At 56.4% G+C, this 24,348-nt stretch carries 23 protein-coding genes; 5 read left to right on the forward strand and 18 right to left on the reverse strand.

Going from position 1 to position 24,348, the window contains the following annotated elements:
• The first annotated feature begins 16 nt into the window (after positions 1 to 16).
• The 5 genes from PKY88_07430 to recO are packed head-to-tail and all read left to right on the forward strand — an operon-like array spanning position 17 to position 5,026.
• Positions 17 to 994 carry a PhoH family protein gene (locus PKY88_07430; GenBank protein ID HOQ05025.1) on the forward strand — a complete coding sequence of 326 codons (978 nt, stop codon included), beginning with the start codon at positions 17 to 19 and terminating at the stop codon, positions 992 to 994.
• The gene (locus PKY88_07435; protein HOQ05026.1) at positions 978 to 2,549 is read left to right on the forward strand and encodes an HDIG domain-containing protein; all 1,572 of its coding nucleotides are present in this window, start codon (positions 978 to 980) and stop codon (positions 2,547 to 2,549) included. The genes PKY88_07430 and PKY88_07435 overlap by 17 nt, the downstream gene beginning before the upstream one ends.
• Positions 2,546 to 3,052, forward strand: coding sequence for an rRNA maturation RNase YbeY (gene ybeY / locus PKY88_07440; protein ID HOQ05027.1), 507 nt, complete (start codon positions 2,546 to 2,548; stop codon positions 3,050 to 3,052). Before PKY88_07435 ends, ybeY begins: the two co-directional genes overlap by 4 nt.
• Positions 3,045 to 4,298 carry a hemolysin family protein gene (locus PKY88_07445; GenBank protein ID HOQ05028.1) on the forward strand — a complete coding sequence of 418 codons (1,254 nt, stop codon included), beginning with the start codon at positions 3,045 to 3,047 and terminating at the stop codon, positions 4,296 to 4,298. The genes ybeY and PKY88_07445 overlap by 8 nt, the downstream gene beginning before the upstream one ends.
• A gap of 2 nt (positions 4,299 to 4,300) precedes the next feature.
• Positions 4,301 to 5,026, forward strand: coding sequence for a DNA repair protein RecO (gene recO, locus PKY88_07450; protein HOQ05029.1), 726 nt, complete (start codon positions 4,301 to 4,303; stop codon positions 5,024 to 5,026).
• Here the strand turns inward: recO and ruvB are convergent.
• The 18 genes from ruvB to PKY88_07540 all read right to left on the reverse strand — a co-directional run bounded on the left by ruvB (position 5,023) and on the right by PKY88_07540 (position 24,246).
• Positions 5,023 to 6,072, reverse strand: coding sequence for a Holliday junction branch migration DNA helicase RuvB (gene ruvB, locus PKY88_07455; protein HOQ05030.1), 1,050 nt, complete (start codon positions 6,070 to 6,072; stop codon positions 5,023 to 5,025). The genes recO and ruvB overlap by 4 nt on opposite strands.
• 24 nt (positions 6,073 to 6,096) lie before the next feature.
• Positions 6,097 to 6,726: a helix-hairpin-helix domain-containing protein gene (locus tag PKY88_07460; protein HOQ05031.1), complete on the reverse strand. Its 630-nt coding sequence runs from the start codon at positions 6,724 to 6,726 to the stop codon at positions 6,097 to 6,099.
• Between the two features lie 29 nt (positions 6,727 to 6,755).
• Entirely contained in the window at positions 6,756 to 7,265 is a 510-nt protein-coding gene (gene ruvC, locus PKY88_07465; GenBank protein ID HOQ05032.1) for a crossover junction endodeoxyribonuclease RuvC, read from the reverse strand.
• The gene (cysS, locus tag PKY88_07470; GenBank protein HOQ05033.1) at positions 7,262 to 8,743 is read right to left on the reverse strand and encodes a cysteine--tRNA ligase; all 1,482 of its coding nucleotides are present in this window, start codon (positions 8,741 to 8,743) and stop codon (positions 7,262 to 7,264) included. The genes ruvC and cysS overlap by 4 nt, the downstream gene beginning before the upstream one ends.
• Positions 8,744 to 8,765: 22 nt before the next feature.
• On the reverse strand, positions 8,766 to 9,269 hold the full coding sequence (ispF, locus tag PKY88_07475; GenBank protein HOQ05034.1) for a 2-C-methyl-D-erythritol 2,4-cyclodiphosphate synthase: 504 nt from the start codon (positions 9,267 to 9,269) through the stop codon (positions 8,766 to 8,768).
• Positions 9,269 to 9,853: an imidazoleglycerol-phosphate dehydratase HisB gene (gene hisB, locus PKY88_07480; GenBank protein ID HOQ05035.1), complete on the reverse strand. Its 585-nt coding sequence runs from the start codon at positions 9,851 to 9,853 to the stop codon at positions 9,269 to 9,271. Before hisB ends, ispF begins: the two co-directional genes overlap by 1 nt.
• Entirely contained in the window at positions 9,850 to 10,905 is a 1,056-nt protein-coding gene (hisC, locus tag PKY88_07485) for a histidinol-phosphate transaminase (GenBank protein ID HOQ05036.1), read from the reverse strand. The genes hisB and hisC overlap by 4 nt, the downstream gene beginning before the upstream one ends.
• 158 nt (positions 10,906 to 11,063) lie before the next feature.
• On the reverse strand, positions 11,064 to 14,606 hold the full coding sequence (locus tag PKY88_07490) for a glycoside hydrolase family 76 protein (GenBank protein ID HOQ05037.1): 3,543 nt from the start codon (positions 14,604 to 14,606) through the stop codon (positions 11,064 to 11,066).
• 364 nt (positions 14,607 to 14,970) lie between these two features.
• Positions 14,971 to 15,840: an acetyl-CoA carboxylase, carboxyltransferase subunit beta gene (gene accD, locus PKY88_07495; GenBank protein ID HOQ05038.1), complete on the reverse strand. Its 870-nt coding sequence runs from the start codon at positions 15,838 to 15,840 to the stop codon at positions 14,971 to 14,973.
• A complete protein-coding gene (gene rpe / locus PKY88_07500; protein ID HOQ05039.1) occupies positions 15,825 to 16,508 on the reverse strand; it encodes a ribulose-phosphate 3-epimerase in 684 nt (227 codons plus the stop codon). The genes accD and rpe overlap by 16 nt, the downstream gene beginning before the upstream one ends.
• Positions 16,509 to 16,579: 71 nt before the next feature.
• Entirely contained in the window at positions 16,580 to 17,821 is a 1,242-nt protein-coding gene (locus tag PKY88_07505; GenBank protein HOQ05040.1) for a phosphoglycerate kinase, read from the reverse strand.
• Positions 17,822 to 17,931: 110 nt separating this feature from the next.
• Positions 17,932 to 18,978 (reverse strand): type I glyceraldehyde-3-phosphate dehydrogenase, encoded by a 1,047-nt coding sequence (gene gap, locus PKY88_07510; GenBank protein ID HOQ05041.1) that lies wholly within the window; start codon positions 18,976 to 18,978, stop codon positions 17,932 to 17,934.
• 140 nt (positions 18,979 to 19,118) lie between these two features.
• Positions 19,119 to 20,546, reverse strand: a complete 1,428-nt coding sequence (gene tilS, locus PKY88_07515) for a tRNA lysidine(34) synthetase TilS (GenBank protein ID HOQ05042.1) — start codon at positions 20,544 to 20,546, stop codon at positions 19,119 to 19,121.
• 4 nt (positions 20,547 to 20,550) lie between these two features.
• A complete protein-coding gene (locus tag PKY88_07520; protein ID HOQ05043.1) occupies positions 20,551 to 21,456 on the reverse strand; it encodes an endonuclease/exonuclease/phosphatase family protein in 906 nt (301 codons plus the stop codon).
• A gap of 91 nt (positions 21,457 to 21,547) precedes the next feature.
• Positions 21,548 to 22,351, reverse strand: a complete 804-nt coding sequence (locus PKY88_07525; GenBank protein ID HOQ05044.1) for a hypothetical protein — start codon at positions 22,349 to 22,351, stop codon at positions 21,548 to 21,550.
• A gap of 96 nt (positions 22,352 to 22,447) precedes the next feature.
• Positions 22,448 to 23,209 (reverse strand): 2-C-methyl-D-erythritol 4-phosphate cytidylyltransferase, encoded by a 762-nt coding sequence (gene ispD / locus PKY88_07530; protein HOQ05045.1) that lies wholly within the window; start codon positions 23,207 to 23,209, stop codon positions 22,448 to 22,450.
• 22 nt (positions 23,210 to 23,231) lie between these two features.
• Positions 23,232 to 23,771, reverse strand: a complete 540-nt coding sequence (locus tag PKY88_07535) for a cob(I)yrinic acid a,c-diamide adenosyltransferase (GenBank protein ID HOQ05046.1) — start codon at positions 23,769 to 23,771, stop codon at positions 23,232 to 23,234.
• Positions 23,772 to 23,880: 109 nt separating this feature from the next.
• Complete coding sequence (locus tag PKY88_07540) at positions 23,881 to 24,246, reverse strand: PilZ domain-containing protein (GenBank protein HOQ05047.1); 366 nt, start codon at positions 24,244 to 24,246, stop codon at positions 23,881 to 23,883.
• Positions 24,247 to 24,348 lie beyond the last annotated feature (102 nt).

A 24,348-nucleotide genomic window follows, 5' to 3' on the forward strand; every position in this document is an offset into this window, starting at 1 on the left:
GACGAAGGAAAAAACGTTGGAACTGAAATTAATCATTCAATCCGACCAGCAGCGTCTGGAATTATTCGGCCCGACCGACGGGCATCTGCGGATGCTCCAGAATGAACTGCACGTGCGAATCACGGCCCGCGGAGAGATGGTTATCATCAGCGGCGGAGAACCGGAGGTGCGCCGCACGGCAGATGTGCTGGACCGGATGCAGAAACGGCTGCTCAAACGGGGAACACTCAACCCCAAAGATGTGCTGGAAATTCTCGATCAGTCCAAAAATCAGGTGCGCCCGGAACGGGATGAAGTCATTGAAGTCTTCTCCAGCAAAGGCATTATCGAACCCTTCACTAAAGGACAGCTGGAGTACATCAAGACGATGCACCGCAACGACCTGACTTTCTGCACCGGGCCGGCGGGCACGGGCAAAACCTATCTGGCTGTGGCCGTGGCCGTCTCGATGCTGCGGAAAAAACAAATCCGCAAAATCGTCCTGGCTCGACCGGCTGTCGAGGCAGGCGAACGGCTCGGCTTCCTCCCCGGAGACCTTCAGGCCAAGGTCAATCCGTATCTGCGTCCCCTGCTGGACAGTCTGGAAGACATGATGGAATTCGGCCAGATGCGGAAACTGATGGAGATGGACGTGATTGAGATTATTCCGCTGGCCTTTATGCGGGGCCGGACCCTCAATGAAGCCGTGATTATCTGCGATGAGGCCCAGAATACCTCCCCCTCGCAGATGCTGATGTTTCTGACGCGGCTGGGACGCGGCTCCAAAATGATTATCACCGGCGACATCACCCAGATTGACCTCGAACGCGGACAAACCAGCGGGATGGTAGATGCCATCCGCACCCTCTCCAACATCGAAAACATCGGGTTTGTGGAACTGACCGAAGCGGATATCGTCCGCCACAGTCTGGTCCAGCGAATCGTCCAGGCCTACGATCAGAAACGCCAGGGAATTCGGCCGAATCGAGACGGAACAAATGGGATGGTTTCGTAAAAAAATCAGCGGACGCCGCCAACCGGCATGGGCCAATCTTCCGGCGGATCGAAGCCGCCGCTGGCCGGAACCGATGAACGGTTCCCGGCTGCTGCTGATCGGCTTGTTTTTCGTCTATCTGGCCGCCCTGGTGTTTCTGCTCTCGCTGGATACGGAACACCCGGAGTTTCTGACCAGCGGGATGCGGCACTTTAAGCCCTGGCCTCAAATCGCCGCCCTGACCGTCGTGACCGTGCTGGTGCTGCTGGGGACCGTCTTTTATATTCATCATTGTCGGCCCCAGTTTTTCAACCGGGCCAATCGGGCCTTCACGATGGCAGTTTTGTTCTGGCTGCTGCTGGCTGTCAATCGATTTTTCTCGATTTGGCAGGGAGGCGTGATTTATCTGGCAACCGGAACAACCATCACCGCCGCTGTTATCCTTACCATGGTGTTCGACCAGCGCTTTGCCATCGGAATGACCGTGTTTTACTCCGTGCTGGCCTGCTTTTCCGTCAGTCGGCTGGCCACGCTGGAGCTGTTTTTGACCATGATGGCCGGCGGACTGACCTGCTGCGGGTTCCTGAAGGAAATCCGCACCCGAATGAAACTGATTGAAGTGTGCGCCTATGCCTCCGTCGCCGTGTTTCTCATGGCCTACTGTTTCGGAATGCTTCAGGGAAAAACACACGACCAGACGCTCCTGAACGCCGGGTTTGCCGCCGGAGCGGCTTTTTTGGTAGGAGTCTTTCTGCAGGCCTTTCTGCCGTTCATTGAAAAATTGTTCGGAATCGCCACCAGCATGACGCTGATGGACTACAGCGACGCCAACCAGCCCCTGCTGAAACGGCTGGCGATGGAGGCGCCGGGCACATTCAGCCACAGTCTGCTGATTGGTTCGATTGCGGAAACGGCGGCGGATGCCATCGGGGCCAACGGACTACTGTGCCGCGTGGGGGCTTATTACCACGACATCGGAAAAATCAACAAGCCCTCCTACTTCGTGGAAAATCAGATGGGTTCGGCCAGCCGGCACGAGCAGCTGTCGCCGGCCATGAGCAAACTGGTGATTGCCGGCCATGTCAACGACGGAATGGAAATTGCAAAAGAATACGGGCTTCCGGCAGTCCTGCGGCAGTTTATTGAAACCCATCACGGCACAACGCTGATGGAATATTTCTACAACGAGGCCCGCAAGAAAAAAGGAGAACACGAAAACGAAGTCTCTGAAATAGAATTTCGCTATCCGGGCCCCAAACCCCGCACACGGGAGGCGGCCATTGTTATGCTCGCAGACGCGGTCGAAAGTGCCGCCCGCTCCCTGACGGACCCCAGCCCCACCAAAATTGAAACCCTCGTGCATACCATCGCCATGAAGCGTCTTCAGGACGGTCAGTTTGACGACTGCGACCTGACGCTGCGGGAATTGAGTCAGATTGAAGCCAGCATGTCCAAGTTTTTGGCGGCGCATTATCACGGCCGGATTGCCTACCCGAAACTGGGGGACAAGAGTTCCGGGGAAGACAAACCGGAATCCGCCGCAGCGGAAAAACCCCAAAACGGTTCGAATTTATGAGAGCAGCACGCAAACAGCCGCTCCGGAGCGTACGCATCCGGCTTGAAGCTGAACCTTTTCCCATCGAGCAGACGAAAATTCGCTCCCTGGTGAAAGGGGTTCTGACTCGCTTCGGGGTATCGGAAGCAGAGATTGATATTCGAATTGTCAGTGATGCAGCAATGCAGGAAATGCACCGACAGTATTTTCAGGACCGCCGGACAACCGATGTCATCAGTTTTGACCTGACGGAGCCGAATAAACCGCGGCGGTGTTTTCAGATTTTGGTGAATGCGGCTCTGGCCCTTCGGGAGGCAGCCCGGCGAGGCCACAGCCCTCAGGCTGAATTAAGTCTGTACATTGTGCACGGACTGCTGCACAATCTGGGCTTTGACGACGGAACCCCTCGGCAGGCCGAACGGATGCACCGGGCCGAAGCGGACGTGCTGACGTCCTTCGGCTATCCGCCTGTTTACTATTCGTCTCCGCGAAAAAGGACGTTAAGGAGATTCCGCTGTGAGTGACACCGCTATTCTGCTTCTGCTGCTCGGAGGTCTGACCGGGCTGTCTTTGTTTCTTTCTCTGAACGCCCTGGCCCTTCAGAACTTTTCCGTCTTGAAACTTCAGGACCGATTCAAGGCCGCCGGACGGGAAGAGCGGTTTGATGAGTTTCTCAAAATTGCCGACCGGCTTACGCTTACCTGCTCCTTCCTGCGGATGCTCACCAATGCCTCCATCCTGCTGACGCTGGTTCATCTGATGCAGGGGCATCATTACCTGCTGACCTTTCTGGCGGCGCTGGTGATTCTGGAAATTTTCGCAGTCATCATCCCTCATTCGTGGGCCAAACACGCCGGAGAAATGATTCTGCCCAGAACTTTCGTGCTGCTGAAGGCCCTGATGCATTTAATCCGTCCTTTCCTGGCGGTGGCAGACCTGCACGACCGGCTGGTGCGCCGGCTGACAGGCAGTTCACCGGAGCCCACTGAAGAAGCCGAAGAGGAAATCCTCGGAGCCGTGGAGCAGGGCAAAATTGAAGGCGTTGTCGATGAAGAAGAGATGGAAATGATTGAAAACGTCCTCGAGCTGGACGAGACGACGGCGGCAGAGATTATGACGCCTCGAACGGCTTTGGTGGCGGTGCCGGTCAGTGCCGACCTGGAAACTGTACTCAAGGCCCTCGAGCGGGGACATTCGAGAATCCCTGTCTATGACGGCACAATCGACAACATCGTCGGGCTGCTGTATGCCAAAGACCTGCTTTCCCTCGCAGGCAAAGACCCGAAGGATTTCGACTTACGAGCCATAATGCGCCCGCCCTATTTTGTGCCGGAGAGCAAAACCCTGCGGGATTTGCTGCACGAGTTCCAAAGCCAAAAACTGCATATTGCTGTGATTCTGGACGAATACGGCGGAACAGCAGGATTAATTACCATTGAGGATATTCTGGAGGAACTCGTGGGAGAGATCGCAGACGAATATGAGGACACCCCGTCCGAAACCCTCCGGAAGATTGACGAAAACACCTATGAAGTCGATGCACGGATGAATATCGGAGACGTCAACAGCGAATTGGAAATCCGTCTGCCGGAGGAAGAGGACTACGACACCCTGGGCGGGTTTGTCTTTTCGCATCTGGGGTATATTCCCAAAGCGGGAGAGTCTTTTGAATATCAGGATTTAAAAGTGACGATTTTGCAGGCGGAGCCCCGGCGGGTGCGTCGGGTGCGAATTCAAAAACCCGCAAAAACAGCCCGCAGCGGCCAGTAATTATGCAAAAGAAGGACCAAGCCATTTGTCTGCGGACGGCTGCCTATTCAGACAGCTCGCAGATTGCCGTATTTCTCACAGAAACCGGCGGCAAGATTTCAGCAATCGCCAAAGGGGCCCGTCGTCCCAAAAATCCGTTTGACGGTCCCATCGAGGTCTTTTCCTATGGGACCCTTGTGTATGTCCCCGGCCGACAGGAAGAACTGGCGGTCCTGTCGGAATTTGCTCAGCAGCCGCTGTTTCTGGGACTTCGGCGGCGGCTGGAAACGCTGAATGCCGCCCTGCCGGCAGCCGAACTGACCGAAAAACTGACGCAGCCCCAAGACCCGCATCCGCAGCTTTTTGAAGGCCTGCGTCAGTTTCTGCTGGATGTCCAGGAGGCCGCAGATGCCCGGCAGATTCGGATTCGGCTGATTTTATATCAGATGCTGCTGCTGGCGGAAATCGGCTTGGCGCCGGTGCTGGACCGATGCGTAAACGGGCCGCATCCGTTCGGACGGCACTGGAAATGGATTTATTTTTCCAGTCATCAGAACGGCCTGCTTTGTCCGGATTGCGAGGGGGCCTTTGCCGAAAAGAAACGCATCAGTCCGGCCGCCGCCGCTGCACTGGCCGATTTAAAACGGCTGAAAGACGCCGATGAAAAAACCATTCAGGAAATTGAGAACCTTCTGCTTTACCACTTCCGGGAACTGACGGGCCGTCCGCTGAAATCCAAACCGGACTAAACGTCTTCTTCAAACAACTCCTTCTGAGGAAGCGGCCCTTTCGGGGAGGCGATTTTCAGCCCCAAATGCCTGCACGCCTCCGGAGTAATTTCCCGCCCGCGTTTGGTGCGGCGGACAAAACCGATTTGAAGCAGATAGGGCTCCACAACATCCTCGAGCGTATCGCGTTCCTCCCCGAGTGTAGCCGCCAGAGCCTCGATGCCGGCCGGCCCTCCTCCATAGACAGTCGCCAGCGCCCGCAGAAAGGCCCGGTCCAGCTCATCCAGCCCTAATTCGTCGATTTGCTCCATCCGCAGGGCATCCGAAACAATTTTGGCGGTCAGCCGTCCGGCGCCCTTGACCTGGGCATAATCCCGCACGCGTTTGAGAAGCCGGTTGGCGATGCGGGGGGTCCCGCGGCTCCGCTGGGCAATCAATTCGAGGGTGCCGTCATCGGCCTGAAGATTCAAAAGCACCGCCGAACGCCGGAGAATCTGCGTCAGCTCCTGCGGGCTGTAAAATTCGAGATGATGCAGAATCCCGAAACGCCCGCGCAGCGGCGCACTCAAAAGCCCGGCCCGCGTCGTAGCCCCAATCAGCGTAAAGCGTTTGAGGGGAAAATTGATGGTCTTTGCATGCAGACCGCTGTCCACCGTAAAATCGACCTTAAAATCCTCCATAGCCGGATACAGAAACTCCTCCACCGGCGTGCTGAGCCGATGAATTTCATCAATGAAGAGAATGTCGCCGGTGCCGATGTTGGACAGAAGCCCCATCACATCACCCTGCTTGGTCAGAGCCGGGCCGGACGTGACGCGGATCGCCGCCCCCATCTCGTTGGCAATCACATGAGCCAGCGTCGTTTTGCCCAGGCCCGGCGGGCCGTAAAAGAGGATATGCTCGAGAGGTTCCCCCCGCTTTCGGGCGGCCTGTATGGCGATAGCCAGTTTTTGGCGGACGCTGTCCTGACCGACGCATTTCTCCAGCCGCTTGGGGCGCAGGGCATAGTTGAACTGCTCCTCCCCTTCGCCCCGTGAATCCCCGCTTAAGACTCGGTCAATCACCATAAAAAACCTGTCCACAATGGCTGTTTATGCTTCAGCACCCTGCTTGATTTGATACACCAGCGGGACCAGCTCTTCGGCCGTCTGGATTTCCGGATGCTTCCGGCAGGCCAGTTCAATCAGCTCCATCGCCTCGGCGCGTTTCTCCCCCCAGGCAATCAGAATCTCGAGGGCTTCCATCTGGAATACCTTGAAAGACGGCTGCGGTTTCCCTTCACCGCCGGCGGATACGGCAAACCGTCCGAGTTTGCCCTTCAGTTCCGCAATAATCACCTGGGCCATCCGTTTGCCGATACCCGGCAGCGTCGCCAGAAACTTTTCGTCGCCGTTCTCGACGGCGTCGGCAATCCGCCCGACCGGCATAGCCAGCGATTTGAGCCCCTTCTTAATCCCCATTCCCTTGACGCTCGTGTAGCGTTCAAAAAACGCTTTTTCAGCATCTGATAAAAACCCGACCAGACGGGGAATGAGATTGCCGCCGCCCGGAGACCCTTCAAAATACTCGAAGGTGGAAAGCGTTACCGTGCTCCCGATGGAGCCGCTGAGGGCATTGACGGCATAGCCGGCCAGAAGGACTTCATAGCAGACCGCCCCAACCTGCACCAGTCCCTTGTCCTCTTCCAGAGCAACCAGTTTGCCTTCGATTCTGGCTATCATCTTTTCAAGAAAAAAGAGTTTTGTCTATCTTACTTTTTTTTGCTTCCCGTGCACTTTAATTCCGCCTGATGGTTTTCCGAAGCACAGCAAAGGGCCGCCGCAACGGCGTCGGCCACATCCGGCGGCTCCGGAATCTGCGCCAAACCGAGCATCGAACAAACGGCCCGCTGCATCTGGGCTTTGCCCGCCCGGCCGCTTCCGGTCAGCGATTTTTTGATTCGCGTCGCCGAATAACTTTTTACGGCGGCTCCGGCGGCGGCCGCCAGCTGAAGAATCACCCCGCGGGCATGCCCCATCAAAATGGCCGTCCGAGGATGCTGATAATGGGCGTACAGCTCCTCCACCGCAACAAAATCCGGCTCAAAGCGTTCGAGCAAAGACGAAAAATCGGCGGCAATCTGCACCAGCCGTTCCGCCAGGGAGCGCCGGGCCTCCGTGCGTATCACTCCGGCCTCCAGCAGACGCTCCCGGCCCCCCTCCGCCTGAATCACTGCATACCCGCACAGGTTCAATCCCGGGTCGATGCCGAGGATTCTCATTGCCGTCTCCACGTCGTGATGCCGCCCGGCTTGTCTTCCAGAAGAATGCCGAAGCGGGCTAACTGGTCGCGGATGCGGTCGCTCTCGGCGAAATCCTTTCGGGCACGCGCCTGCGCCCGCTGCGCAATCAGCTGACCAATCAGAAAATCGAGCAGCTCCTCATCCGCCCCGCCGCCGGAAACAGACTCCTCAAACCGAAGCCCGAGAATCTGTTCTCCCAGACGCACGAAAGCATCCCCAAGGACCTGCCAGCTTGCCGCGGACACATTCGTCTTATCCGCCAGAGCGTTGACCGTTCTGACCAGCTCGAACAAAACCGACAAGGCAATCGATGTATTCAGGTCATCATCCATCGCCTCAAAAAATTTCTTCTCCAGCCGGCGAATTTGCTCGAGCAGGTCCGCATCAGCAGGTCCCGCCGGCGCCTTGGACGATTGCTTTCGAACCGTCAATACCGCATCGGTAATCTTTTCATACCCGCTCAGGGCCGCCGAAAGTGCCGCATCCGAAAAATCAATCGGGCTGCGGTAGTGGCTTTGGAGAATCAAACAACGAACCGCCATCGGCGGATAGGTCCGGCTCAGACGCGGATGCCCCTCCTTGAAAATCTGCTTGAGCGTAATGAAGTTGTTCAGACTTTTGCCCATCTTCTGGCCGTCCACCGTAACCATATTGTGGTGGAGCCAGTAGCGGACAAACGGCTGACCGTTAGCGGCTTCAGACTGGGCGATTTCGCACTCATGGTGCGGAAACTGGTTTTCGATGCCGCCGCCGTGAATGTCAATCGTCGGCCCCAGATACTTCATACTCATCACGGAACATTCGAGGTGCCAGCCGGGATAGCCGCGGCCCCAGGGACTGTTCCACTGCATAATGTGACCCGGTTCGGCCCTTTTCCAGAGCGCAAAATCCGCCGGATGCCGCTTTTCCGGATTGACTTCGACGCGGGCGCCGGCCAGCATCTCCTCCACATTTCGCCCGGACAGCCGCCCGTAGGACGGCCAGCGGCTCACATCAAAGTACACCGAGCCGTTGACCTCATAGGCATATCCTTTTTCCAGCAGCGTCTGAACCAGCTCAATCTGTTCGGGGATATGTCCGGTGGCTCGCGGACTGATGTCGGGCCGCAGGCAGTTGAGGGCATCCATATCCTCAAAGAAACTGCGGGTATAGAATTCGGCAATCGCCATCGGATGTTTCCGCTCTCGCTGGGCCTGTCTGCCGATTTTGTCCTCACCGGCGTCCGCATCATCCGTCAGATGACCGACATCGGTGATATTCTGGACGTGGGTTACCGCATACCCCAAAAAACGCAGATACCGAATGAGCACATCGAAGCTCACATAACTTTTCGCATGGCCCAGGTGGGCATGTCCATAGACTGTCGGCCCGCAGACATAGATTCCGACCTGTCCTTCGCGCAGGGGTTTGAACTCTTCGATTTTCCGACCGAGTGTATTATACAGTCTCAACGCCATAAAGATTCCTCTGCCGTACGGCTCAAAGACTTCTGATGCGGCGGCGGAGCAGAACAGCGGCCGTGGCGGCAATCGCCTCTCCCCGCCCGATTTCGCCGAACCCCTCGTTGGTTTTGGCCTTGACATTCACACAGCCAAAATCAATATCCAGAAGGCCCGCGATGCACCGTCTCATCTGCCCTTTGAAAGGACCGAGTTTGGGTTCCTCCGCATGGACAATCAAATCAATATTCACCGGCTCCCAGCGGTCTTTTTCAAGCCGCTCCTTAACCCCCAGCAGCAGGGCGCGGCTGTCGGCATCCTTCCACTGCGGGGCGGTATCCGGATACATCATTCCGATATCGCCCAGACCGGCGGCCCCCAAGAGGGCATCCATCAGCGCATGGAGGGCGGCATCGCCGTCGCTGTGCCCCAACAATCCGCGGTCAAACGGAATCTCAATCCCGCCCAGCTTCAGCGGGCGCTCCGGCACGAGTCGATGAATGTCCGTTCCGATTCCCGTTCGATATTCGTACTGCAAATCCATCAAAGAGTCCCTTTGGTGCTGGGGATGCGCTTTCCGGTAATGCGGACGGCCTGGCCGAGGGCCTGACCGACCGCCTTGAATACGGCCTCCGCAATATGGTGGCTGTTGACGCCGTAAGGCACCTCAATATGCAGATTGAGTCGGCCTGCCGCAGAAAACGCCCGCCAGAACTCCTCGACGCACTGGACATCAAACTCGCCGATTTTCTCAGAGGTGTACTGAACCCGATACACCAGATACGCTCGGCCCGACAGGTCTACGCTCACCTCGGCCTTGGCATCCTCCATCGGAACCACCGCGTGGCCGAATCGGGCAATGCCCCGCTTTTCACCGAGGGCTTCTCCGAGGGCCTCTCCCAGACAGATTCCGACATCTTCAACGGTATGGTGAGCGTCCACCTGCAAATCTCCGCGTGCCTGAACCGTCAAATCAATCCCGCTGTGTTTGCTCAAGTGACAGAGCATATGGTCAAAAAAACCGACACCGGTGCTGATTTCATACGCGCCCTGGCCGTCCAGGTTCATCTGAACGGAAATATCCGTTTCATTTGTCTTTCGTTGGACGCAAGCTGTGCGTTTTTTCATACGGGTTTTCCTTTTTTGGAAAGAATCTCTCGCATAGCCGTCACGAGAATCTTATTCTGCTCCGGTGTCCCAACGGTAATCCGCAGCTTGTCATAAAGTCCGGGCAGGGAAAAATATCGCACATAAATGTTTTTTTCAGCCAGGGCCTTGTAAAGACCTTCAGCGGAGCCGTCCGGACAGCGGGCCAGAACAAAATTGGTCTGGCTGTCCGGAACCTCAAACCCCAGCAGACGAAGCGATTCGGTCAGCCGGCTGCGCTCCTGCACAATCCGTTCGACATTCGCCCGAAAATAGGGCTGGTCCGTAATCGCCGCTGCGGCCGCCGCCGCCGCTACCGCATCGACATTGTAGGAATCTTTGACCTTGATCAGTCCCTCAATCATCGCCGGCTGGGCGACGCCGAAACCGAAACGAAGTCCGGCCAGCGAATAGCCCTTGCTGAAGGAACGAAGCACAATCACATTGTCATGTTTGGCAACGAGCCGCAGTGCGTTATCGGGGGCAAAATCCGCATAGGCCTCGTCAATCAGCAGAACACCGGACAAGGCCGAGGCCAGACGGTCCAGCTGTTCGACAGGCACAAAATCACTGGTCGGGGCATTCGGATTGCAGACAATCGTCAGCGGGGCATTGATGCGGGCCAGCTCGCCCAGCCAGTCCCCCTCGCGAGGGATTTCCACAGCCGGGCAGCCCTGAATTCGCGCCAAGACCGGATAAAGTGAATAGGTCGGCTGAGGATACGCCATCGGCCGCCGGGCATCGCAGAAAGCACGGGTGCAGACGGCCAGCAGCTCATCGCCGCCGTTGGTGCAAAATATTTGGTCAGGGGATATGCCAAGGACGGAAGAGGCCGCCGCTCGAAATGTATCGCCCAGCGGTTCCGGATAGCGGCGAAGACGTTCCGGCGGAAACCGACGGAGCACTTCCAAAACCATCGGGGAAGGCGGATACGGATTCTCATTGGTGTTCAGCTTGACCACATCGGCGGCCTTCGGCTGAAACCCGGGCGTGTAGCCCTCCATCTGTTCAATACATTCCCGAAAATATCCCATCGCGGCACGATCCTTTCCGGCGGAAATTATAAATCCCCCTGCTTGAAAAAGAAAGCCGGAAATTGAAAATGCTCTGGGGACAGTAAGCGGGAAAGAAACCCTCCGGCGACGTTATGGAAACGGCATTGCCCGGCACTGTCTGCAAAGACGCAAGGCCGTCAGTCGGCCATTTGCCCCAGCCACTCGGCGGCCAACACGGACAGGTCCTCAAGGTTGACCCAGCCGTCGCAGGTCAGGTCGCATTCGCTCGTTTCCTTCAGCCAGTCAGCCGTCAGAACCGTCAAGTCGTCCAGATTAACCCTACGGTCATCCGTCAGGTCGGCAGAGAGGGCATGCTGCCGATACAGCCGAACAATCTGCTCCTCCGACAAAGCCCGGTCGTAAAGACGAATTTCATCGAGCAGACCCGCAAAAAAGCCTGCCCCTGTGCCCGCATTGCTGAAAGCGCCAAGAAAGACATCCTGCGAAGCGGATGTACTGATGTTCACCGAGGCGCTGGGCTGGGCGGCTTGTGGGACACCGTCCACATAAAAACGGATGTCGCCCAGATCGGCACTGCCGTCATTGAGCAGTACGGCGGCCAAATGGTGCCAGCGGCCGTCGTTGAGGGCAATGGACGGACGGGTATATCCGCCCCAGACGCCGACAGCCGGCACCCCGTCGGCATCGAGACGCACAAGCCATTTTTGGCCGGTCGATTCGCCGCCCCACGAAAGAAGGCAGAGCTGCCGGCCGGCGGCCGCCGTCTTGAACCAGGCCGTACAGGTGCGGCTGGCCGGACCGAGAACGCCCTTGAAACCGGAGACCTGCAGAAAATCATCCAGACCGTCCAGAAGCAGTCCGCCGCAGTGTCTGCCCCGCGTCCAGGCGGACAAATCCATATTGAACATCCGAGCCGTGCGGCTATAACCGGAGGCGTCGGCGGCCTCGGTACCGGAGGTTTCATTGAAACGCCAATACGCCGCAGGGCTGTCCGTATCGGCCTGTTCTGACAAGCCGCGGCCCGTGAGGGTGTGGGCGTAAAGACGGGCCACTTCCTCATTGCTCAAGGGCCGATTCCAGAGAGCAACGTCGTCCAGCCGGCCCTTGAAATAGGCATCGGCGGCCCAGTTGCTCCGGGCGATATAGTTGCTGGTGCGGGTGATAATCGGCGGTATGGCGGTCTGGCCGGCGGCGATTTCCACGCCGTTTTTGAATAATTTGACAAATCCGGAGGCGTCCAGCGTCGCCGTGAACATCTGCCACTGGTTCAGGGCAATGGCACCCGCAGCGCTCACTTTGCCGCCGGAGACGGAGCCGCTGTAGGCCTCAAAGGAGAGGGTGTTCGAGGTGCTGTCGCGGGCAAAGACAATGTTGTTGTTGGCCGGACCGCTGCCGATGTCCAGAAAACGCGCCCAAAAACCCGCTTCAACAGGATACGCCCAGAACGAAACGGTCAGCCCGCCGGTCAAATCCGCAAACCCGTTGGGCAGGCGGATATGGTCATTGATCCCGTCAAAGGACAGCGACTGAGCGGCCAAGCCGGAAGAATCAACAACCGGACCGTTCACCAAAACGGCGTGGGCCTGAGCGGGCGAGGCATCCAGCAGCGTCGTGCCGCTGACGGAAGCGGCATCCATTTTGTAATAGGCCAGGAGGCCCTGCACGGCCAGAGGGGCCGTGCGGAAAGACCAGACCTGCCCGGGCGAGACCGTTTGGTCGGCATTGATTTGGTCCACCCGCCAGAAATAAAGGGTGTCGGGCAGCAGCTGCGGCGTAAAAGAAGGATTGTTCCGGCGGGCTTTGTATTCCGGCGAATCCGGGCCGGCGGACTGTACAGCCGCCGCATCAGTCCCAATATAAATATCATGAGCGGCCGCCAGCGAGCCGGGCGTCCACTGAAGCGTCAAAAAGTCGTTTAAGCCGTCGGCTTTGTCGGGCGGGAAGGGGTTTTCGGCCTGGCCGGCGGTCTGATAGAGAATCTGAACCTGCTGAGCCGTCAGGGGATAATTGTAAACCCGCACCTCATCGAGGAAGCCCTCATAATACGCATCGGCCTCCCAGTTGCTCCGGCCGATGTAGGGATTCACCCGCGTGATATTGGAAGGCAGGGCGGTTTTGCCGGAGGCGATGGGGGTGCCGTTTTTGTAAAGGACAACATTGCCGGCGGCGTCGAGCGTCGCCGTAAACAGCTGCCACTGGTTCAGGGCAATCGCACCGCCGGCGACAACCTGACCGCCGGAAGCAGTGTAGTCATAGCACTCAAAGAACAGGTCATTCGTAGAACCGCGGCGGCCGAAGACGATGTTGCAATTGTACTCGCCGTTGCCGAAATCGAGAAAGCGGGCCCAGTTTTTGACGGCCGTCGGGTACGCCCAGACCGAAATGGTCATCCCTGCCCGGAAATTGGCAAAGCCGTCAGGCAGGTCAATATAGTCATTCACCCCGTCAAACCGCAAAGCCCTGTTCACAGGCCCTTGCGAACTGTTCGTTTCGAACGACAAGCCGCCCATTAGGGTGCCGTGATTCTGAAAACCGCTGCTGTCGGCGGCGCCGGTGCCGGCGGTTTCGTCGAGCTGCCAGCGTCCAACAAGCCGTTCGGCAAACCAGGTATGCGGCGTGGAAGCCCCCGGGGCGGAGGCCATTTTCCAAAAGGCGCGGGCTACAGAGGCACTGTCAATCAGGTCGGAGGAGCAGACGCGGCTGGTGTCATTCCAGACAGCCGGATACAGTCCTTTAGAGGGGTCGATGCCGTTGACGTAGAGGTATTCGAGATACGAACCGACCAGATTGAGCCAGCGGGGGTTGCCGTCCGTTTCATACAGTTCCACATAGGCGTTGGTCATATCATGCCCGCCCCATTTGCCGTGCTGGGTGAGGGCCCGGGTCGTGCGGTTGATAAAGACGTGCTCCATCGCCGCGGCCATCCGCTGGGCTTCTTTCAGATAGGCGGCCTGGCCGGTGATTTGATAGAGCCGCACGGCACACTGGGTCATTACGGCGGTCTGATAGCCCAAAGGTCCCTGATTGGTTTCGTGAAAGATGCCGGTGGCGTATCGAAGGTCAGAAGCCATAATCCAGTTGTACAGCCGCAGGGCGTCGGTTTTATAGGACTCGACGCCGGTTCGCTGATAGAGCAGCAGATTGGCCAGAATGGTGGGGGCGGTTGAGCAGACGCTGGCGCCGCCGGTGTCCAATTCGCGCCAGCGGATGCCGCCGTTGGGGGTGTTCGAGGGGCCGTTTTCGCCGGTCATACAGAAGGCGACGCTCTGCTGAGCCCAGGTGAGGTACTTGGAATCGCCGGTCAGGTCGTACAGTTCAATCAGACACAGGGCAATCCAGGCGTTGTCGTCATAGTATCGGTCGCCGCAGCCGCCGTAGGAGGAGTTGAAACCGCTGGTATTGTTGTAAGTGCACCAGTAGCGAAGCCGCAGGGTGTCGGCCAGATTGCGGGCCCGCGTCAGATACGAGGCATCCAGGCGGGCGGCCGCATTCAGAGCCCCAAAAATGACTCCTTGCCCCCAGGCATAATCCGGCCAGGTCTGATTCAGGACGCTGTTGTAAAGCCCGTCGGAGCGTCCGAAGCGGTTTTGGATTTGCGTAAGCACTTCCCGGCCCCACTGCTGAAAGGACGCAGGCGTCAGGACATCCGCAAACCCAACAGAAACAGCCGAACAGAACAGCAGACAACAAACCGCAAACCGAATGCTTTTGCTTTTCATAACACCCCTGCTCAAAGACGATTCAAACAATCCTCAAGGACAAATACAGAAACGTCGCAGGGCAAAAGCAGACAGACTTCTGCCCCGGCAGAGGCGGGGTTTCCAGTCGGCGAATAGATAACAGGCAGTCATCGAATTGGGCAAACAAATCCCCCTCGGTATAGGGCCATCCGCAACCGGACTGCTGCATAAAATTGTATAAAAAAACGGCCGAACAAGTCAAGAAAATAATCAGACTTTCCTGAATCCGGACTGTCTGCCGTCTGTTGTTCACCGAGTGCGGTTTGTCGTCCTGAGGTTTGAGCCCGGAAGTCGGGTCCGGAACAAATTCGATGACAGGAAAGAACAACGCTTCTCTTTTATTTTATTTTTCGCAGTAGTCAATCAGACGGCTGATTTCGCTGCGGAGGTCTTTTCGATGAACAATCATATCGATAAAACCGTGCTCGAGGAGAAACTCCGAGCGCTGGAACCCCTCAGGCAGTTCGATTTTGATGGTCTGCTGAATGACGCGGGGGCCGGTAAACCCAATCAGCGCCCCCGGTTCAGCAATAATCACATCGCCGAGCATGGAGAAACTGGCGGCCACACCGCCGGTGGTCGGGTCGGTCAGAAGGGAAATATAGAGACCGCCGGCTTCATCAAAGCGGGCCAGAGCGGCGCTGGTCTTGGCCATCTGCTGAAGGGCCACCACTCCTTCATGCATTCGGGCGCCGCCGGAGCAGCTGACCACCACCAGCGGCAGCTTCTCTTCAATGGCTCGGTCGACAGCCCGGCAGAATTTTTCTCCGACGACCATCCCCATTGAGCCGCCGAGAAAGCTGAAATTCATCGCCGCCAGCATCACCGGCCGGCCCTTGATGAAAGCTTTGCCGACCAGCATTGCTTCGTGAGCTCGGCTGTCCGTCGGATCCACCCGAAGGCGGTCCTGATATTTCTGCTGGCCCCAGGTAAACTTGAGCGGGTCGCTGCTGGAAAGGTCCGCCCCCAGTTCCTCAAAGCTTCCTTCGTCCGCCAGCTGAGCAATCCGGGTCGGCCCGTCAATCCGGAAGTGGTAATTGCACTCCGGACAGACATGGAGGTTTTCCTCCATCGTCTTTCGAAAGAGCATCTGGCTGCATCCGGGACAGGCCAGCCAGAGCCCCTCCGGCATTTCCTTTCGCGGACGAAGCGAAAAACCGTTCCATCCCTTTTTTTTCTTTTCTTTGGCCATAGCTTTCATCGTTTCCCGCATAGTGCAGCCTGCAGAATGCTTCGGACGGCCTCCGGACGGTTCGGCTCTCCGAAAACGGCCTGGCCGGCCACTAAGGTATCAGCTCCATAACGAACCACAATAGGGGCAGTCTGGGGATTGATGCCGCCGTCCACTTCTATCCGGACCGCATTCCCGAACTTTTCCCGCAGCGGGATGCATTTTCGGGCCGCCGCATCCATAAACTCCTGACCGCCGAAGCCCGGTTCTACCGTCATCACCAAAACCATATCACACAGAGGAACCGCATCCAGAATCGCATCAACCGGCGTGCCCGGGTTCAGCGTCACCCCGACCGTCACACCCATCCGCCGAAGGTCTTCAATCATCCGAACCGGCTCCCGGACCGTTTCAATATGAAACGTGATATGGTCGGCCCCCGCTTCCACAAAACGCGGGGCATACCGCTGCGGGTCGGTAATCATCAGATGAACATCCAAAACCGCCTGAGTGCAGCGGCGAATCCATTTGACTACCGGCGGACCGATGGTCAGATTCGGCACAAAATGGCCGTCCATCACATCGATATGCACAATGCGGACCCCGGCATCCGTAACCTGCCGAATTTCAGAGGCAAGATTGGCAAAATCGGCGCTCAAAATCGAGGGGACCACCTCGATGGTTCCGGGCTTTGGAAGTCGTCCTGCCACAGAAACACTCCAAAAAAACCGCCGGTTCCGCCGTTTGTCGGCGAAACCGGTCGGCTGAAAAAGACTCAAGCTTACTTCTCGTCCAGAATCTCCAGACACTTGAACTTCTTGCCCTCGAGAAACTCCAGACTGGCACCGCCGCCGGTGGAGATATGGCTGACTTGATTTTCCAGTCCCATATTGACAATGGCGCTGGCACTGTCGCCGCCGCCGATGATGCTGCGGGCACCCTGCTTGGTGGCCTTCGCCACGGCCTCCGCCACGGCCTTGGTGCCGGCGTCAAACGGAGGCATCTCAAAGACCCCCATCGGCCCGTTCCAGACAATCGTCTTAACCCCCTGGAGCTTGGAGGCAAACAGCGCGCGGGTCTTGGGGCCGATGTCCATCCCCTGCCAGCCGTCTTCAATGTCCCCTTCGACGACTTTATGCTCGGCGCCGGCCTTGAATTCTTTGGCCACAACCGTATCAACCGGCAGCACCAGTTCACAGCCGACTTTTTTTGCCTCCTTCATCAGAGCATCGGCTTTCTCCACAAAATCATCTTCACAAAGACTGTTGCCGACACGCTTGCCGAGTGCTTTAGCAAACGTATAAGCCATCGCCCCGCCGATCAGAATCCGGTCCACCTTTTTCATCAGATTCTCAATCACACCAATCTTGTCGGAGACCTTGGCACCGCCCAAAATCGCCGCAAAGGGCCGCTCCGGATTCTGAATGGTTTCGCCCAGATACTTCAGCTCTTTCTCAATCAGGAAACCAATCACCCGCGGCTTGCCTTCCATCATCATCGGAACCGTGTACATCGAGGCGTTGTCCCGATGCGCCGTCCCGAATGCATCATCCACGTACACATCGCCCAGTTCAGCCAATTGACGGGCAAAGTCATCCTTGGCCTTGCGAAGCTGCGGATCTTCTTTGGCGGCCTTGTCCTTGATGACTTCTTCTTTATGAAACCGGACATTCTCCAGCAGCATCACATCACCGGGTTTCAGTTTGGCGGCTTTCTCTTTGACTTCGGGGCCGACGCAGTCCTTCGTGAAAATCACCTCTTTGCCGAGCAGCTCACCGAGCCGTTTGGCCACAGGCGCCAGCGAGTAAGCGGGGTCGTATTCGCCTTCCGGCCGGCCCAGATGGCTCATCAGAATCACACTGCCGCCGTTTTTCAGAACGTGCTGAATCGTCGGCAGCGCCCCCTGAATCCGCGCATCGTTGGTAATCTTGCCTGTCTTTTTGTCCAGCGGGACATTGAAATCCACCCGCATCAGGACCTTTTTGCCTTTTACATTGATATCCGCCACTGTTTTTTTCGCCATGGTTTTCCCCTTTCCTGAGGATGCTGTCCATCCTGCCTTGCCTTATCAGACAGAAACCCGCGAACAAGCCGCGGGCTTCCGTCTGTTTTTTCCGTTCTTACGCCGAGCCGTTAAAGACTCTTGGCCATCTTGACCATCAAATCCACTGTGCGGCAGGAATAACCCCATTCGTTGTCGTACCAGCTGACCAGTTTGAAGAAGTTCTTGTTCAGTTCCACTGAAGCGCCGGCATCAAAAATCGACGAACGCGGGTCGTGGATAAAGTCGCTGGAAACCACTTCTTCTTCCGTGTAGCCGAGTATGCCCTTCAGATAGGTTTCGCTGGCCTTCTTCATCGCGGCCTTAATTTCATCCAGCGAGGTTTCCCGAACGGTTCGGAACGTCAGGTCCACAACGGACACCGTGGGCACAGGAATCCGGAACGCCATTCCGGTCAGTTTGCCCTTGACTTCCGGCAGCACCAGCCCGACGGCCTTGGCAGCACCGGTTGTGGAGGGGATGATGTTCTGAGCCGCCGCTCGTCCGCCCTTCCAGTCCTTCTTGGAGGGGCCGTCCACGGTTCTCTGCGTAGCTGTATAGGCATGAACCGTGGTCATCAGACCTTCCGCCAGCCCGATGCCTTCCTTGAGAATCACATACACCACCGGCGCCAGACAGTTGGTTGTGCAGGAGGCGTTCGAAACAATATGGTGCTTGGCAGGGTCATACTTATTATCATTGACTCCCATCACAATGGTAATGTCCTCACCCTTGGCCGGAGCGGTAATCAGCACTTTCTTGGCACCCGCCGTAATGTGGCCCTGCGCCTTTTCCGCGGCGGTGAATAAGCCGGTCGCCTCCACCACCAGCTGAACGCCCATCTGAGCCCAGGGCAGCTCGGCCGGCGTCTTGGCGCTGACGACTTTGATTTCCTTGCCGTTGACAATCAGAATGTCGTCGTCGGCCTTGTCCGGCGAGGACTTCTTCGAATCAATCTGGGCGTTGAACTTGCCCTGAATCGAATCAAACTTGAGCAGATACGCCAGATTGTCAGCCGGTACAATATCCCCGACAGCCACCACATCAAACGTTGACCCCAGCAGGTTCTGCTCCACCAAAGCCCGAAAAACAAGCCGGCCAATCCGGCCAAATCCGTTAATCGCTACCTTTATCGCCATCGAAAGTCTCCTATTTAAAGTTAGGATTTGTTTTTGACACCCTGTTTGGCGCAGGGAACAACCGACAAAGCCGGTACTGTAGGATTTGCCGGACCATTTGTCAAGAAACAAATTCCGGCAAAACATATAATAGATATACCCTATTTGGAAAGAGTTATTTTTAGAATTCGTGCCGTTTGCGGACCGATTTTGGCCTCTTCAGAGATTCGGATTGGGACAACCCAAAGGATTTTTCGAGAATCTTCCACAACAAAAACCCCTTTTCTCAGGGTGGAATCGACTTTGGAGAGTGTCAGGAATTTGCCGACCCTTTTGGATTGACTCATTCCCAAAGGCACAAAGCGGTCCCCCGGCTTCCGCAGCCGAACCCGAATAGGTCCCGTAATCCTGTCGGCATCAAAATATTCAATCCAGCTGCCTGGTCCTTTAAGAACGGTTCGCTCCCTCAACCCTCCTTCCAAAAGCTCCGCCGTAATCCGCCAGGGGCCGAATTGACAGCTCTGTCCGGGATGGAGAATCACCGGTTCACGGACATCCGCCTCGTCTGCCTGCGGCAGGCGTCGAAGAACTATCGCTGTTTCACTTGTGCAGCACTCAATCCCATCCGGCAGATGAAAACACCTCCGCACCGGCTGATATACACTCTCAAACAGCTGTTGATAATGTCGGCCGCTATAATCGCGAAGCCCTGCATTCAAACGCTCCAGACAGTCCCGGAAAATCTCTCCCAAAACAACCGGACTGATGTCCTGCAGGGCCGTGCGGTTCAGCTTCAGCAAACCATCCGGCTCAACCGATACGGCGCTGACAAAACCGGCTTGGACCTGCGGCTCGATTTTCTCAAACAGCCGCCGACAGCTTTCCGCCAGCCGCAGCAAATCTGCCTCAAGATTGCCCCCGGCGGTTTGACAAAGTCGAGGCAGCAGGATATGCCGAATCCGATTGCGGGCGAACCGAAGGTCGGCGTTGGTTGCATCCTCCCGCCAAACAATGTTTCTTTCTCGACAATACGCAAGAATCTGACAGCGGCTGACAGCCAGCATCGGACGGATAAAACGAACCCCCTCCAGAACCGACGAAGGCCGAATGCCGCACAACCCCCGGAAACCGGTCCCGCGAAGCAGGCGAAAAATGAGCGTTTCAATCAGGTCATCCTGCTGATGAGCCGCCGCCGCCGCATCCGCTTTCCAGTCGCGGGCCATTTGGGCCAGAGCCCGAAGCCGAAGCAATCGAGCGGCTGTCTCAATCGAAAGGCGGTTCTGCCGGGCATACGCAGCGGCATCAACAGAACAGGAAAAAAACGGCAGGCCTCGGGCAGACGCCTGTTCCTGAACAAATCGGCAGTCTGCCTCTGACTCCGCCCCGCGAAGCTGGTGATTGACATGGCCGACGGCTAATTCTGCATCGATGACCCCGCCTTGCTTCAGACGCACAAGCACCTCGAGCATCGCCATCGAGTCAATCCCGCCGGAGACAGCCAGCAGCAGCCGGCTCCCGGGCGAAAGCAAACCGCACCGACTCATCCATTCGGCAACCGCATTTTCCAGGTGTACCGCCGAAAAGTCCATAAAGTCAGTTCACTTCTGCAGACTTCGGGGGCCATTGTATCACCGCCCAAACCGGAAAATGGTCGGACGGATAGTGCCCCTCAAATGTCCGCTGGTCAATCTCGGCCTGAAGTACGGAAAGGCCCTGCGGAAGGAGAATGTGATCGATTTTGGCCGTATTCAACCGCCGCCCGAAATCGTGCCACGTCCCGACAGGCTGACGGTCCGGAAAGAGTGTCTGCCAGGCATCCCTCAGAGCCGGCCCCTGTTCAGAAAGAAGCGGCTCCAGGGCCGGATTCAGCAAGTCCATATTAAAATCACCCAGTACAATCACCGCAGAACCCGCCGGCAAAGACATTATCTTTTCTGCCAGCAGCTGAATACTTTTTTCGCGGGAACTCTGGGACTGATGGTCCAGATGAACATTATAAATCCACAGCGGCCGGCGGCTCGTCCGCTCCCGCAGACAAATCCAGGTGCAGATGCGGGGAATCTGATTGCCCCAGTGTTTGGAACCGGGGATGTCGGGAGTATCCGAAAACCAAAATGTGCCGGTATCCAGCCGTTCAAAACGGTCTTTGCGGTAAAAAATCGGACAGGATTCGCCCGCCCGTTTCCCATCATCCCGGCAGACGAATACATAGTCATAAGCAGGCAGGGCTCGCCCGATTTGCTCAACCTGAAAATCCAGAGCCTCCTGAAGAGCCAGCACATCCGCCCCATACTCCGCCAGCAGCGTAAAAACCGACTCCCTGCGGCGGTCCCAGCGGTTAGGGCCGTCCTCCGCCGTGCCGTAGCGGATATTGAACGTGACTGCCTTGAGCGTTTCGGACTGAATCGCTCCTGAAGCCGCCTTCTCCGTCTTCTGTGAACTTTTCTGGCAACCGAAAAAGGCCGCCGTAATGAGTCCGCACCACAGCAAAATTCGCATTATGTTCCCCTTCGCTGCCTGTCGATTCAATAAAAAAGGGCCTGCCCATCCCTGAACAGACCCGTAAGGTTCCGAAAAGATTTCGACGCAGCTAATCTCCCTGAATTTTCACGTCCGGCGCGGGAGCTGGTGTCGGAGTGGATAATTGCTGGATTCGTTCCATCGCATATTCGGTATTGTTCACATACATCGATTCCTTCTCCACGGCCAGTTTATACAGGGCCAGGGCGTCGGCCCGCATCCGAAGCCGGCGGTCCAGCACATAGGCCGCCCGGAATCGAGCCGGATAACGTGTATCCGGATTCCACTGGAATGTCCGCTGATAAAGCACGGCAGCCAGCTCATAATTCTTCAGATATTCGTAAATCCGGGCTGCCCGATAGGCCGCATCATCAATCTTGTCGCTGGTCGGATACTCTGTTATCAGCTGGTTAAACAGCTGCAGGGCCTGCCGCAGAATCGCCTCATTGGCGACAATAATCAGACCGCCGGAGCGATGATACAGACTCATTCCCTGTTCATACAGTTTATCCGCTTCAGGAATGGATTCGGAGGCCGACAGATTTTCCGGCAGCCATTCGCCCGGCATCAGATAACTGTAGCGGACCGCCTGGTCGAAGGTCTTCAGTTCCGTGCGTGCCCAGCGAAGCTTGGTGGCATTGCCGGTCGATTCATAGTAAGCAATCAAATCCAGCAGCGATTTTTTGTATCCTTCTCGAGCAGCCGCCAACTGTTCCACATAATCCACTTCCCGGGCATCCGGCACCAGAATCCCCTTCTGAATTCGTGCCAGTTCGCTGTCGGTCAGATGCGCATCTGTTACACGCGGGTTGCTGCAGCCGCCTATCAGAACAGCCGCTGCCATTGCAAGTGCCGCCCATCCCATCGTTTTCATAGTTGTTCCTTTCGAACCTATTTTCGCCGTTTTTATTTCTTTTCTTACCATACCATGTTCGAACCGATTGTCAAGAAAATCAGCCCCTTTCGCCTTTTACCACTGGGCTTCAATATAAGGCCCGATCGGCCCTTCGGGCTTCGGCTTGGGTCTGGAATTGATAATGGCCTCGGCAAGCGGCAAATCGCTTTTGCGGGTAATCTTCAAATTCGTAAAGTCCGTTTCGACGATGTGGACTTTGTGGCCGAGGGCCTCGACAAGTTGGGCATCGTCCGTAATCTTCATCTTGCCTAGATTGCCTATTTTTGCATAGGCATCTCGCAGCAGTTTGGCATCAAAGACCTGCGGTGTCTGGGCCTCATAGAGATTCTCCCGGTCAATCGTCTCCGAAACGGTCCCTTTTTGAACCCGTTTGAGGGTTCCATTGACCGGACAGGCGAGGATGGCCGCTCCTGTCTGGGCGGCTTTCTGAAAAACAGCATCCACCCAATCTGCCGTCAGACAGCATCGAACGGCATCATGAACAGCAATCAAGTCAATATCCAGACGAATTTTTTCCAGAGCTTTGGCAACCGTCTCAAAACGCTCCGCACCGCCGAAGCAAAGCTTCACCCCGTTAAAAGCCAGGGTAGAGCCCCATTTGACCGTCACCAGTTCTTCATCTTCCTTCGAAATGGCCATAAGAATCTGTTTGACTTCATCGCGATTGGCAAAAAATTCGATGCTGCGTAAAAACGCCGCCCGCCCCGCCACTTCTACAAAGGGTTTCTTACGGTCGCCTCCAAAACGGGCACTGGCTCCGGCCGCACAGATAATCACAGCAACTGTTTTCCCCAAAGGTTTCTTCTCCGCATCCATCGGGCTGCTTCCTCTTGCGTCTCTAATATTCAATTCCTCTTCGGGCACTGATGCCTCTTTCGAAAGGATGCTTGACGGATTTCATCTCCGTCACCAGGTCCGCCATATCCATCAGTTCCTGTGTGGCACCGCGTCCGGTCAAAACCAATTCGACACAGGGGTCTCGATAGGCAAACAGCTGACGGATATCATCCATCGAAGCCAGTCCTTTGGACAGACAAAAAACAATCTCATCCAAAATGATCAAATCATAATACCGCTCATGAGCGGCCGTCTGAATTTTCTTCAGGGCCTTGCCGACGGCCGTCCGGATTCGTTCAATGGCTTTCTGGTCCCCCATCGACTCAAACATATCCCAGGGTTCATCCAGCGACAGCAGCGTGATATTCCCGATATTTTGAAGACCGGTTCGTTCACCAAGATTCAGGGAAGAGGGCTTGAGGAATTGGTAAATCAGAACTCGTCCGCCGTGGCCCGCCGTCCGCAAGGCCAGACCGAGGGCGGCGGTCGTTTTGCCCTTCCCATCACCGGTGTAAATCTGCACAAGTCCTTTCTCGAGCATAGGGGTCAATCATAGGTCTGACAGGGCGAGAAGAAAAGAAAAAAAACGCCTGTCGGCTGCTGACAGGCGTTCGAAATCTCCGGAAAAATATGCTGGTATTGTTCAGCCGTTAAACAACCATATATTGTTCAACGGGCTGGCTTTCGGCAGGCTTAAACGGAAGGGGCTCCGAAAACTGGACAGCCACTCTCCGCAAATAAGGTCCCAATTGATCCACACGGCAGATTCTCCCGTCCCGTATAAAATTCGCCAATCCAAACGTTTCATCCTCCCCAAACTGGGGAATGCTGAAGCGGGCTGTGATGTGTTCGCCCGGACTGGGACAGCGGTCGGAATAGCAGGAAAATGCCGCTCCGCTGCTGGAAATGTCAATCATTTGGCCCTGGGTAAGAATGTCATCATAATCTTCTGCAAACCAAACCGGCCAGCTGTAGCGTAACCGTTTTTCAGCCCTTCGTTCCACCATTGATTCCATAAAAACCTCCAATCATTCTGCCGTTTCTTGTTGTCGTTTTTGTTAATGAGTGTTTCGGGGAAAACAAATGGGCTGGTTAATGGAAGAAATGTCCCTATAGAA

The sequence above is a fragment of the Anaerohalosphaeraceae bacterium genome (genome assembly GCA_035378985.1).
Taxonomy (GTDB): domain Bacteria; phylum Planctomycetota; class Phycisphaerae; order Sedimentisphaerales; family Anaerohalosphaeraceae; genus JAHDQI01.